The sequence below is a fragment of the Microbacterium sp. A94 genome (assembly GCF_051842855.1).
GTDB lineage: Bacteria > Actinomycetota > Actinomycetes > Actinomycetales > Microbacteriaceae > Microbacterium.
The window spans coordinates 154,672-172,713 of the sequence record NZ_JBPXMU010000006.1; the positions used below are offsets into that span (position 1 = coordinate 154,672).

At 59.4% G+C, this 18,042-nt stretch carries 10 protein-coding genes and 1 pseudogene; 9 read left to right on the forward strand and 2 right to left on the reverse strand.

Annotated elements, in window-relative coordinates; all coding sequences use genetic code 11:
- The first annotated feature begins 665 nt into the window (after positions 1 to 665).
- The 4 genes and pseudogenes from ACSU1L_RS15010 to ACSU1L_RS15025 form a co-directional block, all read left to right on the forward strand.
- Positions 666 to 1,628 (forward strand): class I SAM-dependent methyltransferase, encoded by a 963-nt coding sequence (locus ACSU1L_RS15010; RefSeq protein WP_439256332.1) that lies wholly within the window; start codon positions 666 to 668, stop codon positions 1,626 to 1,628.
- Positions 1,629 to 1,829: 201 nt separating this feature from the next.
- Positions 1,830 to 4,703 carry a glycosyltransferase gene (locus ACSU1L_RS15015; RefSeq protein WP_439256333.1) on the forward strand — a complete coding sequence of 958 codons (2,874 nt, stop codon included), beginning with the start codon at positions 1,830 to 1,832 and terminating at the stop codon, positions 4,701 to 4,703.
- 62 nt (positions 4,704 to 4,765) lie between these two features.
- The gene (locus ACSU1L_RS15020) at positions 4,766 to 4,900 is read left to right on the forward strand and encodes a hypothetical protein (protein WP_439256334.1); all 135 of its coding nucleotides are present in this window, start codon (positions 4,766 to 4,768) and stop codon (positions 4,898 to 4,900) included.
- A gap of 24 nt (positions 4,901 to 4,924) precedes the next feature.
- Positions 4,925 to 5,474 (forward strand): annotated as a pseudogene (locus ACSU1L_RS15025) (integrase core domain-containing protein); the annotation flags it as partial.
- A gap of 173 nt (positions 5,475 to 5,647) precedes the next feature.
- Here ACSU1L_RS15025 and ACSU1L_RS15030 read toward each other — a convergent pair.
- Entirely contained in the window at positions 5,648 to 6,223 is a 576-nt protein-coding gene (locus tag ACSU1L_RS15030) for a hypothetical protein (protein ID WP_439256335.1), read from the reverse strand.
- A gap of 804 nt (positions 6,224 to 7,027) precedes the next feature.
- On the opposite strand from ACSU1L_RS15030, the gene ACSU1L_RS15035 reads away from it, so the two are divergent.
- From ACSU1L_RS15035 to ACSU1L_RS15045, 3 genes are all read left to right on the forward strand, one after another.
- Positions 7,028 to 10,420 (forward strand): glycosyltransferase, encoded by a 3,393-nt coding sequence (locus ACSU1L_RS15035; protein WP_439256336.1) that lies wholly within the window; start codon positions 7,028 to 7,030, stop codon positions 10,418 to 10,420.
- A gap of 386 nt (positions 10,421 to 10,806) precedes the next feature.
- A complete protein-coding gene (locus ACSU1L_RS15040; RefSeq protein ID WP_439256337.1) occupies positions 10,807 to 11,658 on the forward strand; it encodes an ABC transporter permease in 852 nt (283 codons plus the stop codon).
- Positions 11,659 to 11,710: 52 nt separating this feature from the next.
- Positions 11,711 to 13,333 carry an ABC transporter ATP-binding protein gene (locus ACSU1L_RS15045; protein ID WP_439256338.1) on the forward strand — a complete coding sequence of 541 codons (1,623 nt, stop codon included), beginning with the start codon at positions 11,711 to 11,713 and terminating at the stop codon, positions 13,331 to 13,333.
- Here the strand turns inward: ACSU1L_RS15045 and ACSU1L_RS15050 are convergent.
- Entirely contained in the window at positions 13,330 to 15,675 is a 2,346-nt protein-coding gene (locus ACSU1L_RS15050) for a glycosyltransferase (RefSeq protein ID WP_439256339.1), read from the reverse strand. The genes ACSU1L_RS15045 and ACSU1L_RS15050 overlap by 4 nt on opposite strands.
- Before the next feature lie 65 nt (positions 15,676 to 15,740).
- Between ACSU1L_RS15050 and ACSU1L_RS15055 the strand changes: the two genes are divergently transcribed.
- Together ACSU1L_RS15055 and ACSU1L_RS15060 are read left to right on the forward strand one after the other, a co-directional pair.
- Positions 15,741 to 16,907: a nucleotide sugar dehydrogenase gene (locus ACSU1L_RS15055; protein WP_439256340.1), complete on the forward strand. Its 1,167-nt coding sequence runs from the start codon at positions 15,741 to 15,743 to the stop codon at positions 16,905 to 16,907.
- Positions 16,908 to 16,909: 2 nt separating this feature from the next.
- Positions 16,910 to 17,992, forward strand: a complete 1,083-nt coding sequence (locus tag ACSU1L_RS15060) for a hypothetical protein (RefSeq protein ID WP_439256341.1) — start codon at positions 16,910 to 16,912, stop codon at positions 17,990 to 17,992.
- Positions 17,993 to 18,042 lie beyond the last annotated feature (50 nt).

The following is an 18,042-nucleotide window of genomic DNA, read 5'->3' on the forward strand; positions in this document are numbered from 1 at the left end:
TACACCGGTCCCCGACACGGCAGAACCTAACTAGGCAGGGTGCGGCGACGGCAGTGTTGAACGTGTCGAGATCTTTTGGACCTGCGGTGTGAGAACTTCCACCCCAACCCCTATCTGGAAACCGGACCCCTGCACCCTCAACTGCGAAGAGCCAGAAAACTGGTAACCTTCTGAGGATCGCGGACGGGTGTTCCGTCTATACACCGTGCCGGGACTGTCGGCGAGTTGTGGCGCGGATAGGCAGGGCTCCTCGCTTCGGGGTGACTTCACTGACAGAAGTATGCGTAGGCTAGGAAGGGCCAGATATGAAACGGATCGCGTTGGGGTGGCGATCGTTAGGTCGGGCTCGACAGATTGTTTTGCTCGTGCTCCTCTTGCTTCTGATTGTGCAGGCCGTGTTGCTCGTAGTCGCGGGGCTTGCAGCCTTGGCACCGATGCTCGGGATAGTTGCACTGCTTGGACTTGTCCTCGTACACCAGTCTTCGATGGCGAGGGCGACTTCTAATATGGTCAGGCGTTGCAACCAAGCCGCACTGCGACTGGAAGCGCGGTTGCAGGAACTGCAACGCGTGTGCACAGCACTCGTGAGCTCCTCTGATACTACGAACCGTCTGACAGATGCTTCGAATCGCTTGACAGCGGATATCGGAGGCAGCGTTCAGCGGATGCAAGCAGAGCTCGCCGAAGTGCTAGATCGATCTGGGGCTGTAAATAGTGCATTGTCGGATCTAAAACGCTTGGCACAGACGACGTCGACGGAGCTGCAAGACCGCGCAACTGCGACAGCTACTGCGGTAAGCGTGATGTCGGCGAATATCGACGGGGCAAACCGAGAAGTACGTGAAATCCTGTCGGACCTTGAGAGCTCGGTGCAGGCAACGCTAAGCACTGCGCAGCGTGGTGCAGACGCGGCCACCCAAACCATGACGGCACTGCAGGTCACAGACCGCCGGCTCGTGCGCGCATTTGACGGCGGAAATTCCCACTCTTTGGAACGTAGAATTGTTGCTGAAGTTTCGGCACTGTCGCTTCTCCAGCCCTCGGAACGAACGCTTGCGCTCCCTCCCGTCGACGGGTGGGCGATGTCGCCCTTGGCTCTCCACTTCATCGAATCAGAGGCGAGTAAACTTGGTTCAGACTCGACCGTAGTCGAGCTTGGATCAGGGGTTTCGACAGCTTGGATTGCATTGGCACTGTCTCGTTTGGATAACCCGCCACAGTTCGTCGCCGTTGAGCACGACCGTGAGTTTGCAACGAGTACCACACGTCAACTTGCCGACATGGGACAATCAGCAAATGTAACCGTTGTCCTCGCTCCGTTAGAGCCTGTAGAAGGTATGAAGCAACAGTGGTACGCCACTGACTGGATTGCAAGCTTGGGCAAGATTGGCCTCCTGATCGTTGACGGTCCACCAGCGGGGACACAAACAAATGCGCGTTTCCCCGCGCTTCCGCTTTTGCTTGATCATCTTTCCGATCGGGCGATGATCTTTGTTGATGATGCGGACCGACCGGGCGAAGCCGGGATGGTCGCGGAATGGCTGAAGATCCCAGGTATCCGACGCGGCCGCAATGTCGGCCGTTCCCTCGTTCTGGACTTCGTCCGCGAGACCGAGGCGCACGAGTGACAGCGCGCCGGTCGCTCTCGGCGCACGCTACTCTGAGCCTCGGATCACGCGAAGCAAGCTTTCGCAATTAATATCCACAACGTTCAGGGCGGATGAGTTCAGTCTGTTCCGAGATATTATTCCGAATAATTTATTAGCCCAGTGGGGGGAAACCGCGTGCTAAAATTCCGAAAAGTTAGTCCGCTTCGTCAGTATGTCCTCGTGGTCAGCGCGATAGCGCTGATTACAGCCGGCATAGCGGTCATTTCGGCGATAGTCTCTGCTTGGCAGGTTTTCGCCATCAGCGTGGTTCTACTCATCCTGGTTGGGATCACAGGGCTATTCATCGCAACCAAGTTCATCTCGTTCGGAGTGACGCGTGTCTGGCAGATTGCAACTCGATCGATGCGCTCCGGGGCTGTTGAAAAATCGGTGCGACGAGGAAAAGAGGACGGAGTATCAGCTCGGGTTGCTCCCGAGCGTGAAACTCGTCAAGCAACACTGGACACCGTTGTCGCGAGTGAAGATAACCGGACCAGAGAAGGTTTGTTATCCGCTAAGGGGTATTGGGCTAAACAGGTCAGGAACGACCTCAACTATCGCAACTGGATAGTCACTTACGGCCAGAGCGTACGGTCGTTAGAGGCGCGCGATGTGTTGGCGCTCGCTGCGACTAATTATGCGTATTCGTACTCGGACCTGTGCCGGGTCATCGAGATCTCCAGGACGGCGAAGCGGGCGGTAGAGGCCACTGACGCGCTCGCTAAGATTCTCTGGAAGCCCGGTCTACTAGCCCTAGCTCGATTGCTGTATGGCCAAAATTTTGAGCCGTTCGATCGCTTTAACTCATTTGCGCTGTACCGACTAGCGGAGAGTGTGTTCGGACTCGGCGGGCTCACTAACGGGGTCGATCGCTCGTACTACTCGGACCTGATCTGTGACTACGGCGATATCGCGCATGCGCGACGCGTGCTGGACGTGCCGGAAGGGAACGCAGCACGTAAACTAAATCAGTCGTTCCTTCGTCTTAATACCCATAACCCCAAGCTCAGTTCGAACGATGGCGGATTCGACCAGTGGCTCGAACAACTCAACGAGAAGTACGCAGAGCGAAATCTTGCACCTATCCGACTGCGACCAGGTCTCGAAGCACCTTATTTTCGAATCACTGCCGATGCAGATAATTTTCCACGTATCGTTGACGGGCCGCTCGTCAGCATCGTCATGCCCGTGTACGAGCCTGACGAAGCCACGGATCTCGCGATCGAGTCCCTGCTTGCTCAGACGTGGGTAAACATCGAGTTGATCGCTGTCGACGACGCTTCACCTACGGTAGACGAAGACGGAGATGCCACTGGCTACCGGGCTCGCCTTGAGCGCTGGGAGCGGCGGGACCCCCGGGTGCGCGTCGTCTTTTGCGACGAGAATCGGGGTGCATACGCCGTCCGGAATGATGGGTATGACCTTGCCAAGGGAGAGTTCGTCACGATCGCGGATAAAGACGACTGGCACCACCCTCAAAAGATTCAGATTCAGGTCGAGGATCTCATGGCGGATCCCAGTAAACATGCGAACATGACTAACTGGGTACGAGTGGATGAGAACCTCCGATTCCAGTTGCGGTGGGGCCCGGACCGGGTTATTCATCCCAGTTTTGCGTCGCTTATGTACCGAACGGACGAGATTCGGCGCACCCTCGGCTACTGGGATACAGTGCGGAAATCTGGTGACGGGGAGTTCAAATTCCGATTCCAGCAGGTCTACGGTGTTAACCTGCAGCCGGATTTCCCATTACCGCTCGCCTTCTCATTGCTTGGGGAGGGGAATCTGACTTCCGCGGATCTAGGACTTGGTTACGAAGACGGTCGCAGGAGGAGTTACCGAGAGTCCTGGCTGCACTGGCACAAAGCGATTGCTGACGGTACAGCGAGCCCGTATCTTCCGAAGTCGCCTGCTGAGCGACCGTTCCCGGCACCCAATTCATTTCTCCCGGATCGTCCCGCATATGGGCATTTTGATGTCATATTCCTATCGGAGTTTGGCTTCGAAGCGGGTAACACAACCGCCCTGCAGAATGATATTCGAGCGTGCGTGGACGCGGGTCTCCGGGTTGCGATTCTTCCGCTGAAGAACGGTTTGATCGAGTCTGCTGCGAAACGGAGCATCGCGCCTGAGATCGCGGCTCTTGTGCACAGTTCCACGATCACCCGTCTCGCTTTGACTGATGAAGCCACTGCACGGTTGATGATAGTTCGGTGGCCGGCAATTATGGAAGCAATCCCGGCTGAGGTGTCCGGCATTCGGCCCGAACAGACCGTCGTCATCGCAAACCACATGCCCTATGAACTCGGTGAAGAACGTTATAGCTACGACGTGCAGACGGTGACGTCGAATGTCGCTACGCTCTTTGGGATTTACCCAACGTGGGTCGCGGAGAGCCGGAAAATTCGACCGTATCTCGTTCCGCTCGTGCCTAGCCAGCATCTGAGCGAGATGGTATGGCCAGGAGTCGTTTCTGATGTGGTCAGTGATGATCCGAAAGTACGCGATTTTGCCTCGCTGCCTGTCGTCGGCCGTCATGCCCGGGATGCGGCAGGGAAGTGGCCGGACACTCGTCAAGATTTTCGACGGGCCTATATGAACGACGCAGTTGGCAGCGTTTCGATCCTGGGTGGAGCTAAGACACCGCTGAAATCTGGCTTCCTCACAACGGACGAGCTGTCCAAATTCGACGTCCACGCGTTCAAATCGCTCGCACCGTCAGACTACTTACGGAACTTGGACTTTTTCATTTACTTCCATTCGAAGGGTTTGGTAGAGGCGTTCGGTATGGCGATCGTGGAAGCGATGGCAGCCGGAGTTGTTTGTATACTTCAGCCCGACTTTGAACCGGTCTTTGGAGACGCAGCTGTGTACGTTGAACCTGGGCAGGTGGAAGCTACTGTCCGTCGTCTTTGGGACAGCGACGCGTACCGGGCCCAACAAGAGCGCGGACTGGCTTTCGTCTCCGAGCAGTGCTCTGCCTCGGCCCTCATTCGTAGGCTAGGAACTTTCGGCGTCGTTTCGAACAATGACGCTATGACAGAGGCGATTTAGCCTCGCTGTGTGAAACGCCTCAGGTTTGATGCCGCATTCTTTTGTGTTGAAAGGATGGGCTCATGCCTAAGAAGATCGACCCCGCGCTCCGCGAGCGCGCTGCCCGGCTGGTGCTCGAGTACCCGTCGAGCGCGAAGGCGATCGCGGCCGTTGCCCGGCAGGACGGCGCGGTGCAGAATCGCTGCGCCGGTGGGTGATCAAAGCCGACATCGATGTGTATTGCGCCCGCACCGGATCTGGTGTGCGTGACCGAGTTTCATCTATTGCCGGACGTGGGCGGGCTAGGTATAAGTCGCGTACATCCTCGACGTATACCCGCAACGCATCGCGGCCTGGCACACGCAGACCAGCAAGCGCGTCGTTCCCGTGATGATTCCGCTTCCCATGGCGTTGTGGGAACGCGACCGGCAGGGCCATACGGTCGCCGCGCGGCAGCTCATTCATCACTCCGATGCGGGCGCGATACACATCGATCCAGCTCACCGATCACCTCGTGCTGGAGGAGATCGCACCATCAACCGGGTCCGTGGGCGACGCGTATGACAACGCCCTGATGGAGACGATCAACGGCGTCTACAAAGCCGAATGCATCGGCACCACCGTGTTCCACGACGGCCCGTACAAGATGATCGCGGGCGTCAAGTTCGTGATCGGCGGCTGGGTCAATTGGTACAACCACTGACGCCTCCACGGCGCCCTCGTCAAGGTCAGCCCGAACGAGTCGAACAGGCCTACTACGCGACTCAAACCCGCGAGCCGCTCCCCGCGTAACAGCGGCAGAGAACATGAATCGGCTCACGTGCTCGTAGACCGCGGCTCCGAAAAAGATACTCAATTTCCTTAACGCACGTACCTGGAATAGACCGGAATTCTTCCGCATAGTAGGTGGTCGCGAGGTTCAAGTTGCAGGCGCGGAAGGCGCACAAGCCTGAGATCCCGCGCTTTCAACGTTGCTCGCGCAGCAAATTGAGCACTTCGGCTTTAGGTAGCGGCTTGTGTCCAAGCACTGCGTTACTCAAGATGAGACGCTGCTCGCCCAAAACCTCGCACTCTCCGGCTATCGAGGGGAGTGCATCCATAAATCCCTGTTGCAGGGCGAGGCTCGGATCGCCAGGGTTGGTGATCACCCGCAGCGGGGGAACGATTCCCGCGAATCGGAGCCGTTCAAACGCGTCTACTCGCTCAGGGAACGTCTTCCGGAACTCTGCGAGAGGTTGCCCGACCACGTCTTCTAAAAGCCGGATGGCACTCGTGATCTTCCATCGTTCAACGTCAATTTGTGGAATCTCGGAAATGGCCGACGCGCCGCGAAGATGAGCTGCCATACCGATCGCACCGAATCCCCCGAGCGACGAGCCATGGAACGTCACGTTTTCCGGCTCGACCTTGAGTGTTTGAGCGAGGTTCTCAACGATCGATGCGAGCTCAGCGATCAGATCGATCTCCGGGTGCATGAACCAGCCGCCGAGTATCCGCTCGTCGAGGGCAATTGAGGGGTCGCCTAAGGCGACGATGTGCATCTCCGGGAGGTCTTCCTGCCATGTCCACCGATGAAAGAAAGGGACTCGACGCTCCGATTTCGAATCCTGTGCTCCTGGCAAGAAAACGACCATTCGGTCGGCACCAGCCCGCACGGCTACGTTCGCATGGGCTGCGAGCGTAGCTGTTAACATGGTTGTAATGGTGTATATACCGGGGGCCGGTGAAGCGGATGCCCAGGCGTCTAACGTGGCGCTTTGGGTGGTGTAGCGGTCCATGTTCCCTGAACATAGCAGCTCGACTAAGGAGCTGTTGAAGCTCTGCGGGGACGAAGCCAGGCCGCGGGCAGTGGAGTAACGCAAGGATCGCGTCATGCTTAGAAGAATGATCCCGGCTCCGTGAGCGTACTGCCGGGAGGCGTTCAAACAACCGGGACGAGTACCCCTTCAAACGCGGAGTCGTTCGCGGCTGTCGTGCGCCAGGAACGTCGTCGGTACGGAGCCCTTGCAGCGCCGGATCGGCAGATCGGTGCGACCGCTGCCGTCTTCCGGGTAGCCTCGGAATGGTCGGTCTGACGAGTTCGATCAGGCTGCCACGCCACTCTCACCCGAGAATCGCGACACGCACAACATCCGCGGAGAACACTGGGCGCTTCACCGTTCCCAGCAGCTTGACGGCTATCGATTTTGACGCCATCATGAACACGACTGTCTCGCGGACGGAGTGACTGCACGGCGTCCCTGTGCTGCCGGCAAGCTCAGATTCCCGTCGTTATCGCTGGCTTCTGCCAGGTTGAGTACTAGGAAAATAAGTAGCTAAGATGAAAAACTTCTTGAGGTAACCACGTGATCGCATCGCCCAAGGTATCAGTCGTGATGGCTGTTTACAACGACCAGGAGTATGTGGCAGCAGCCCTCGAGAGTTGCTTGTCACAAACGCTGCACGAGATCGAAGTGATCTGTGTCGATGACGCTTCGACAGACGACACCGTATCAATAATTGAGTCTGTGCAGCAGAGAGACCCACGGGTGCGGCTGATACGGCAACCCCAAAACCTCTCTGCGTTTCAGGCGCGACGCGTGGGGGTGAACACCGCTTCAGCTCCCTTCATACTATTCCTCGATGGTGACGACGAACTCGCTCCCGCTGCCGCAAAGGTCGCTTTGGCGAGAGCAACATCTACTGGTGCTGACGTCGTCGGATTCGGCGTTGAGGTAATCGCGGCACAAGGCGGTTTTCCCGCTAAAATGGAGGCCGCACTGCAACCGGAGTACGATCTGCTAGGTGGTGAGGATATTGTCACGAAGCTTCTCCCTGCGGGGGAGTCGCCTAATGGGCACCTCTGGAGATATCTATTCAGTACGGCGGTGCTTCGGAGAGCATATGAAGGCTTCAGTGATGACGAGACCTATTATCGGGCCAATGATTTGCCGATCACCTTTCTCGCTCTTTCTCTGGCGGATAAATATTCTTCGATCCCTGAGCGTCTCTACAAATATTTTTTTCGGCGGGGTACTAGCGGGCATGCGGTGGACGGGATGGAGCAGTTTCGGTTCACGTTGAGCGGTGTTGATCCGATCAACGCCATCGCTACTACGGTTCAGCGGATCGCAAAACGCTCGCACGCCGAAGCCGGAATCTGGGAGTGTTACGAGTCGGCGCGGTTGCACGTTATTGCGCAGATTTTGCGCTATTGTATCCGCGACACGTCCGGTGCCCTTCAGGGGGATTGTATCGCCTTGCTAAACGAACACGTTGGCGAGGTCAAAGTTTTACGAGCAGCCGCTCTTGCTTATCCTGAAGCGCTCCTGACATTGTCAGCGCATGCATCAGCCCCGACGCAGCCGAATGGCACGGTGCGTAACGTGCTCCTCACCACCCGACACCTCGGCACGGGCGGGCTCCAAACTGTCCTGCTCGATCAGGCGTCGCGCCTTATAGCGTCTGGGTATCAAGTCACGATTGCTGTTTTCGAGCGAGTCACGCCAGAGGCCGAAGTTCCGGACGGCGTGTCGCTTGTGCAGATCGCGCGAGGCCCGATGGAAGCTCAGATCGAAGAATGGCAGACAGTCTGCCGCGAGCACTCGATCGATATGATCGTCGACCATCACCTGGGATATAACCAAAATTGGCCCTGGTTCGCTCTAGCTGCACTCGCGATCGGCACTCCAACAATTGGTTGGCAGCACACGTTCGCTCTTCGCCCGATCTTTGATCGCACAGAGCGCCTGTCCTTCCTGACATCTCATGTCCGACTCTTGCTCCGCCTGGTCACGCTTTCCCCAACAGATGTCTCTTTCTGGAAGATGCGCGGGGTCGAGAACGTCGTATTCTTCCCCAACCCGCCGTCGCAACTCATGCTCGACGGGCTTAACCTCAGCGTGCCGCGAGGCGCACCAGCAGGGCGCCTGGAACTCGTTTGGTGGGGGCGACTGGACAATTCCACTAAACAGGTCAACCACCTCGTTCAAGTTGCACAGCAGCTGCGCTCCCGCCAGGTTGATTTCCGACTGACCATCATCGGCCCCGACTCGAAACAACTCACTGCTGCAGAGGTGCGTCAGGCAGCGGCTTCGCGAGGCGTCGATGATGCGATTGATCTCGTGGGCGAGTTGCGCCCGAGTGAGCTCATCGAGATCACATCGAGAGCGCACATATTCGTGTCGGTGAGTGCTATCGAGGGCTACCAGCTTACGATCCTTGAAGCCCAAGCGCTGGGCTTGCCTGTCGTCATGTATGAGTTGCCTTGGCTTGTGCCTGTTCGGGGAAACCCCGGGCTTATCTCGACCCCAGCCGGGAAACCGAGTGAGTTTGCGGATGCGATTATCCGTCTCGCTAGCGACGATGAGCGGTATGTAGCGATGTCGGCGTCAGCTATGACGTTTGTGCGGTCATTTGCTGAAGATGACATCACTACCCGGCTTCGCGAGTTGCTCGATGGAGAACTCGCACCTGAATTCTCTCCGGCACCCACGATGGCAGACGCGCAGCTCATCGGGGACTGGTTGGTTCGGCTAGCGGAACGCAACGTGGCTCACGCGGATCGATCAACGGGGGGAGGTGGCACACAAGTAGCTTTGCTACGCAGAGAGCGGGATCTCGTCCAGCGGAAACTCGCGCAAATTACAGCAGGGCCGTCTTTCCGCATCGGTCGCATTCTGACCTTCGTCCCGCGACGTCTTCTCGGGCGCCACAAGGGGCTTGTCCCCGAGAGCTTAAGAGCGGGCGGGCGAGTCATCGAGCCGGCGCGATCGACATCTGCGGCCGAAATGCCGACGCCACTTCGTGCAACGGGCGCCGCCCCTCGGATGGGAAATCCTGACGTGACTGTTGTGATCCCGGTATACAACTCCGCGCCCTGGTTAGAGGACTGCATCGTAAGTGTGCTGGCGCAGACGGACGTGAGTGTGCAGGTGATTGCTGTAAACGACGGATCGACAGACGAGTCCCTGTCGATTCTCCAGCGACTCGCGGCGTCGGATCCTCGTATAAGCGTGATTGACCAATCCAACAGTGGACAATCCGTGGGGCGTAACAAAGGAATAGATGCTGCGCGGGGACGATACCTGATTTACCTCGACAGTGATGACTTCTGGTCGAACGACGCTTTATCGTCGCTTGTTCGCCGTGCTGACCAGGACTTCCTCGACGTATTGATGTTCGACTGCATCGTGTTCCGCGATGGCGAGGTTGGCGAAGCGACATGGAATAAATACTCGACGTATTACCGTCGTGCTCGCACCTACCGTCAAGTGGGACGGGGCATCGACATTATGGCGTCAATGCGAAGTAACAGAGACTATCGCCCGCATGTCGGGCTTTACATGGCGCGAACCGAGTTCGTGCGAGAAAGCGGAGTGCGGTTCATTCCTGGCATTGTGCACCAGGACAATCCGTACACGTTCCGCCTGCTCCTCAAGGCTAACCGTGCTTCGCACGAAAGCATAAATGCCTACGCGAGGAGAATTCGTCCGGGATCGACGATAACGACGCTCACTCCTGAAAGATCAGCTCGAGGCTACTACCTTTCGTATCTGGAGATGATGCGCGAGTACGAGGGTGCGCTGATCCCAAAAGAGCACTTGGGCGCAATCCAGAATATTCTCAACTCCGTCTACGAAGGTGCTGCGAATCAGTTCGCTTTGATCCCGGACTCTGTCGCAGAAGAATTGCGCGCACTTGACCTCGCTCCCGATGCACAAGATGTGTTTTTGTCTCTGCGAAAAGGAGTGCACTGACACGAAGAGCGTCTCGAGCTATCCCACGTTCTTGAGAGCGCCCGTCGGAGCGCTACCGCACGCGCAACAAATTTTTCGCTGGGCGGCCATGCTCCGATCCGCGTACCAAGACTCGCGTCTGTCGCACCAATGGGCACTGGGTGTGGACGCGCGGCGTAGAAGACGCCCCGACAGTCCGCCTGAATGGGCCTGAGCGGGCGCGCTCGTTGCGAACTGCTCGACCGATGATCTCTAGGACATCGCCCGCAAGATCAACATCCGAGAGATCAACGGGAGGGACTGACACGTATCGCGGGACCGGCGCAACGTGTGCGGTATTATGGGTCGGTGCGCCCGCCCTGATGCAGAGGCATCGCGCGTCGAGGCAGAGAGGTAGAGGAATCCGAATGGGAGCGACGGTTGTGAGCGCGACCAACGGCCTCACGGAGGTCGGGAAGCGTCCACCGCTCAGCGACTACCTCGCAGACACCTGGCGACTGCGTGCGTTCGCTTTTCGTCTCGCGGGCAGTCGCCTGATCGGCGATTTGTTGCCGAACCGCCTTGGCATTCTTTGGATCGTTCTCAAACCGCTTTCACTCGCGATCATCTACGGAACCATCTTCCACTTCGTCCTTGCCGGCCCCGCGCGACCCACGAACTTCGTGCAGTATCTCATCGTCGGTATCTTTGTTTTCGAATTCTTCACCGGATGCTTCGGAAGCGGATCGAAGGCGATCACGAGCAACGTGAAGCTTGTACAGAGCTTCGGTTTCCCACGCGTGTTGCTCCCGATATCTGTCGTCACGGAACAGGCGATGCGGATGGTGCCAGTTGTGCTACTTCTCGGCATTCTTCTGACGATTCTCGGCGAGCCGATTACATGGTCGTGGTTGCTTATTATTCCGATCCTCGCGGTCATGGGGGTGTTCAACCTCGGGCTCGCGATGGTGGTAGCACGCATGTCAGTGCGCACGCGGGATGTGCAGCAGGTGGTCCCGATTATCAACCGCGTGCTTTTTTACGGCACAGGCATATTCTTCAACATCGACGGTGCACTCGCGGACTATCCGACGCTGCTCACAATGGCGCATCTGTTGCCGACATATGAGTTCATCGCCCTCGCTCGCGATGTGTTGCTGGATGGCTACGCAGCGCCACTGCTTGCGTGGGTCGCGGCTCCGATCTGGGCATTGGTGATGATCGTCGGCGGATTGATCTTCTTCTGGCAAGGCGAGCCCAGGTACGGTCTCAGTGACTGACCTTCTCATGCCTGGCCAACCGGCGGCTTCCGCCGGCGCGGAGCCCCGTCCGATGATCATTGCCGACGACGTGCACGTCAACTATCGGGTCTATGCGTCGGGCAAGCGGATGACAGCCCGCGAGTCCCTCATGAGTCTGCGGTCCTTCCGAGGCGGGCGAGACCTCCGGACTGTACCGGCATTACGCGGTGTGAGCTTCACTGCGAGAGAAGGCGAGTCGATCGGCGTCGTCGGGCACAATGGCTCCGGTAAGTCGACTCTCTTCCAAGCGATGAGCGGGCTCATCCCTCCTTCTGAAGGTGCGATCTTCGCCCGTGAGCGCCCGGTGCTTCTCGGTGTAAATGCGGCGCTAGTGCCCGAGCTTTCAGGCGAGAGCAACATCAAGCTCGGACTGTTGGCGATGGGGTTCGGTGCTGACGAAGCAGCTGCGCGCGTCGACGAGATCGCTGATTTCGCGGAGCTCAATGATTTCATCTACCACCCCATGAAGACCTATTCGTCCGGAATGTCAGCGCGGCTGAAGTTCGCGATCGCGTCGGCGAAGGCTCATTCGATCTTGCTCATCGACGAGGCGCTCGCGGTGGGAGATCGGCGATTCCGTGCGAAGAGTGAGCAACGTATCAGTGACCTGCGGGATAGCGCCGGTCTGGTGATGATCGTCAGCCACTCCACCGGTTCGCTGAAGGAATCCTGCGAACGAGTGCTGTGGGTCCACAAAGGCGAACTGATCGCCGATGGCCCAACCGACGACGTCATCAACGAGTATGTCGCCTGGACGAAGAATCCAGGAGCCGGCGCGGTTGGAGCTGCAACGGCAACGAAACCTCCGACAAAGAACGCTCCGGCTCATCCAGCGCCGCATACGGAGACTATCCACACCGCAGCCGAGAGTGAGAACCGATCTCCTAGAGCCCTCGCGGTAGCCTTGCCCGATGCCTCCGAAGGGCCGCGTGCGATTGCTCGTCGAGATCGCTACCGGCGTGACGCTCTTAAGCGCAGGCGACATAGCCTGACACTTATGCTCCTTACGGGGGCCGCGATTCTCCTGGCTGTAGCCGCAGGAGCGATCATCGGAGCCCTAACCACGATGGCTGCGCCGTCGACAACGGTCGATGGGACGGAAGGCGATGCGAGTCCGCGAGATGAGTTCGAGCCGCCGGTGATCGCGAACTTCTCCGCGAGCGCCGCCTCGGTGGAATGCGCGTCAGAAGAAGAGGCAGTCGAGATTCAGCTGAGCTGGGAGATCGACAACGCGATCAACGTGGCGCTCGCAGCCGGCGAGAGCGAGGTCGATGCACTCGACAATCCGTCGCGTGCCGCGCTTCCCGCACAGGCATCCGGATACGCCGTCGGTTTCACCTGCGCAACAGAAACCACTGTTTATACTCTCACCGCCGAGAACGAAGACGGCGTCCGCGTGAACGCGCCTCTCACAGTGTCACGCGTGCTGGCTCCTGAACCTGAGCCTGAACTTCCCACGCAGCCGGTCGCTCCGACTCAACCCGTTGCGCCAGTTCCGCCGAGTGATCCTGCACCCGCGCCGGAACCGGCCCCCGAGCCCGCCCCGACGGTTCCGCAGCCGGAACCCGACCCGGAACCAGCCCCGGAACCGGAACCAGAACCAGCCCCGGAACCGCTACCGGAATCGCCCACCGAGCCGGCCCCTTTTAGCTAGTCGAACCGGAGCCGCTGTTTTACTCGGTGCGCCATCGGGCGGAGTCGCGGAAAAAGACCCAGAACTGCCCGCCCCGCTGGTGCAAGAGCGCTCCAAGCGCGGGCACCGCGTGATGTGGGAACGCTCAATGAGCTCTTGCCTGCGCCGCGTGCTCGCTCAGAGTAAAAGACGCTGAGTCCCAGTAGCTCCTTCGCATCCTCAAGCGACGGTTGCGGGGAGAACTCTGCGGGCAGAGTACCCGTCACTACTCCACGGTAGAGATCAGCGAAATCGTAGTCGCGGGCTCGCTTCGCTGCTTCCACAGCAGCGTGAGAAAGCTGCTGGTAGCGCACTGGGTTCCCGGCCACTTCAGCGATCTTCGCGGCGAGGGCGCGTGGGTCACTCTGACGCACCGCGACGACGCCTTCATTCTGTTGCGTGAGAAGCAACCAGGACAACTCATACATGAACACGGGCAGCCCGCGAGCCTGCGCCTCGGCGATCGTGAGCTGATACCCCTCGATGATGCTGGTGGACACGAACGCGTCGGCTGCATCGATCGCTTCGGTAAGCCGTGCGCCGCGTAGCGGCCCGACGGCCTTGACGCAGTCAGAAACGCCACGTCGCCGGGCGTGTGCGTTGAACCGCTTCGCGGTCATGTCTTCCCAGTCCGGCCCGATCACGGTGAGGCGGAAGCTGACGCCGAAGGCCTTCAATTGCACTGCTACCTCGATGAGATCGAGGACCTTCTTGGTGCGATCTTCCAATCGGCCCCACCACACCAATTCGATGTGTCCGGCTGGTGATTTCTTTGCTGTTGATTGCGAGAGAGACTCATTCAGCAGAGGCGACGGCGGATTGGGCAGGTATGAAGAATGCGAGACTCCGCGAAGAGAGAAGTACGCCGAGTCGAGAGGGGAGAGTGTGACCAGCCGTGCAAGAGCATTGCTGCATTTCTCGATGAGGGACAGCCGGTCGTTTCCGTCGTACAGCGGGCGCGCAAAGGAATTATGTATCCACCCGATTGTCCGGGCATCCTCGGCCCGCGCCATGAGCGCGAACTCTGGCCAACGATCCGTGTAGAGCAGCTGGTGATCGATGACCATATCGACCCGATGGCGGCGACAGATCGCCGCCCAGTCCTGTAAGCGCTCGACGAAGGTTCGCCCGCTCAGCTCGATGAAGGTCGTGCCGGCCGGAACCAGAGTCCGATCGCTGCCGCCGCTTCGTGCGACGAGAACGACCTCGAATCCTGCCTGGCGTAGATAGTGGGCTTGCGCGAGCATCACCATCGTCACGCCACCCGAACGCAGGGACGAAGTAACGAGAGCCACGCTCCGTACAACGGCCGCGGGCGAGGTGGACGAACCCACCGCCGGGAGATGGAACTTGAGGGTGGACAGCTTAGCTGGGTAAAACCGCGCGGTTCCGCGCACGATGTCATCAGCCGATGCCACCGTATGGAGGTGCGACAATGCGTCGTCAAGCACGGTGCTGTCGCTCCGGTCGATCAATTGTGAGCATACGTAGCCCACGATCGAGAGCCGTGTCGATTCGTATGATTCCCGCAGCAACGCAGGATCGGAGTACGTCTCGGCGAGAACGTCGACGGCCGGTCGGATGAGATCGATTGACGCGATCGCCGAAGCGTAGAACTCCGCGCGCTCGATGGTGTCGACCTGTTGGCCGCTGCCGCCGCGGCCAAAGTGATAGCGATAGAGCCGTGTATCCGTTGAGACGTACCGAGTCGCGAGCGCCGCGATCAAGAACATCAGAGGCAGATCATTGACCCGCGCCAGAGTCGTTCCGTCCGCAATATGCGTGTAGGCACTTCTGAAGAGATCGGTCCGGAACAGATAGCGCCAGAGCTGCCCCTGCGCGGGCTTGCCGATCGGGAACAACCCCTGCAGCACAGCAGCCCCGTCGAGGGCTCGATGAGCGGGTTGCAGGCGGCCTTCGTATGATCCGCCCGTGCGGCCGTCCTTTTCGATGACGGTTACACCGAAGCCGACGAGATCCGCTTCCGCTTCGTGCGCCAGATCGAGTGCGACGCGGGCAGCGTTCGGCTCGAGCTCGTCGTCGCCGTCCAAAACCAGCAAATAGTCGGCAGACGCGGACAGCGCGCCCGTCCGGCGGCTCTGCAATGCCGAGAGATTGTGATCGTGACGAATGACGCGGACCCGCGGATCGCGCTCTTGATAAGACTCGAGAATCCTCAGGCTCGCATCGGTCGACGCGTCATCAACGCAGATGATTTCAATCTCAGACAAGGACTGTGCCAGGGCGCTGTCTAAAGTCGCAGCGATCGTCGCTTCGTCGTTGTATACCGGGACGATTATCGAGACCAGAGGTGCCGTTGACATTGGCACCAAGTCTAGACGGCGGCTCCCTAACCTCCACTCCCGGCTTACCGCGATAACCTAGGAGGATGAAGATCGCCATCGCAGGCACCGGCTATGTCGGCTTGTCCAACGCAGTTATCCTCGCTCAGCACCACGAGGTGTTCGCCGTCGACATCGATCCTGCGAAGGTCGAGTTGCTCAACCGCCGGATCTCGCCGATCGCCGACGTCGAGCTCGAGGACTATCTTGCGACCCACGCGCTCAACCTCACGCCAACCCTCGACGCAGAGGCCGCGTATCGCGATGCGGAGTTCGTCGTCGTCGCGACACCGACGAACTACGACGAGACCACCAACTACTTCGACACGTCCTCAGTCGAAGGAGTCATCGATGTCGTACTCGGGATCAACCCGAACGCCGCAATCGTGATCAAATCCACCGTGCCGGTCGGGTTCACCGCGCGGATGAACGAGGAGCACCCGGGGGCGACGATCGTCTTCTCTCCCGAGTTCCTGCGTGAGGGCCGCGCGCTGCACGACAACCTGCATCCGTCGCGCATCGTCGTGGGCGACCGTGGACCTGTCGGGCAGCGCTTTGCCGACCTGCTGATCGAGGGTGCGATCGCTACCGACATTCCCGTACTGCTCACCGACGCCACCGAGGCCGAGGCGATCAAGCTTTTCGCCAACACCTACCTGGCATTGCGAGTGGCGTACTTCAACGAACTCGACACCTATGCTGCCGTGAACGGGCTCGACACTCGACAGATCATCGAGGGAGTAGGGCTCGATCCGCGCATCGGATCGCACTACAACAACCCGTCCTTCGGCTACGGCGGGTACTGCCTGCCGAAGGACACCAAACAGCTTCTCGCGAACTACTCCGAGGTGCCGCAGAACCTGATCGCGGCCATCGTCGACGCCAACAGCACCCGCAAGGACTTCGTCGCCGACGACATTCTCGCTCGCGCACCGCGCACGGTCGGCGTATACCGGCTTGTGATGAAGTCGGGATCGGACAATTTCCGCGATTCGTCTATTCAGGGGATCATGAAGCGGATCAAGGCGAAGGGCATCGAGGTCGTCGTCTACGAGCCCGCTCTTGAACAGGACGAGTTCTTCCACTCCGAGGTCGTGAGAGACATCGATGAGTTCAAGTCGCGGGCTGACGTCATCATCGCCAACCGTTCGACCGAAGCGCTGGACGACGTCGCGCACAAGATCTACACGCGCGATATCTACGGCCGAGACTGACGTTGTTTGCGCGACGCGGGGCCACCCGTTCCCTTGTCTCGCTCACCGGCCCCGCGGGGAACATCGGTGATGCGCTCATTCGGCGAGAGACACTCGAATGGGCCCGTGAGACATCGACGGAACTGATCGCATACACAGGCTCCGCCCCTGACGTCTGGCTGCGCCAGTTGGGGATGCCGGAAGGCGCGGTGGTCCTGCGTTCGAAGCGGTCGGTGGCGCGCTGGCTCTGGTTGCTGGCGACAGCTCCGCGTCATCCGATTCTCATCTTCGAGGCGGGTGAGATCCCGCTCGACCGCGGCAATGAATTACGCGAACTGGTATTTCTCCTCGAGACTCTCATCGCCCGACTCAAGGGCGGAATCGTCATCCGACCGCCGCGCGGCATTCGGGCGCCTTCGAGGCTGCCGCTGACGGTCCACCGGCTCGCTGCGCGCGCTTCGCAGATCACGCTGTGGCGAGACGCTGCCACGTTGTCGATCGCACGCTGCGGGCGGCTGGCCCCCGACATCGGGTTCGGCGCCGGCATCCGCGGTGGGCAGCCATGGCAGGAGCGATCCGAACTGTTGGTGAGCCTCCGTGGAACACGACCGATGCCCGACGAGGCCTGGGTTCGGGCTGTGCGCGAGTATGCGGACAGAGCCGGCCTGACGATTCGCACGATCGTGCAGGTTCGGGAAGACGAGGAACGCGCACGCGAACTCGCAGACGCGCTGGGTGGGACCTTCGAGCCGTGGGGAACGACCGATCCGCTCGCACAGGAGGAGCTCTTGCGTGAACGCTACGACGGCGCGCGCATGGTGATCAGCGACCGGATGCACGTTCTAGTGCTTGCCGCCCTCAGCGGTGCTGTGCCCGTCGAACTGGTGCCCCGTCCCACGGCGAAGATTACCGAGGCATTCGCGGCGATCGGCTACCACGGGCTCTCGCTGGATGCCGCGTCCGGTGACACGCATGAGATGACCACGTTCCTTGACTCTCAGCAGGATCGTGCACCAGAGACAGCAGCATGCGTGCACGAGGCCGAAAAGAGCCTGACACGCATCCACGACGAGATCAGAACAATCATCAGCAGGGTGCGTGCATGACTGCGGGGGATCGGCGAGTGCTATTCCTCTCTCACAGCCATCCGTTCGGG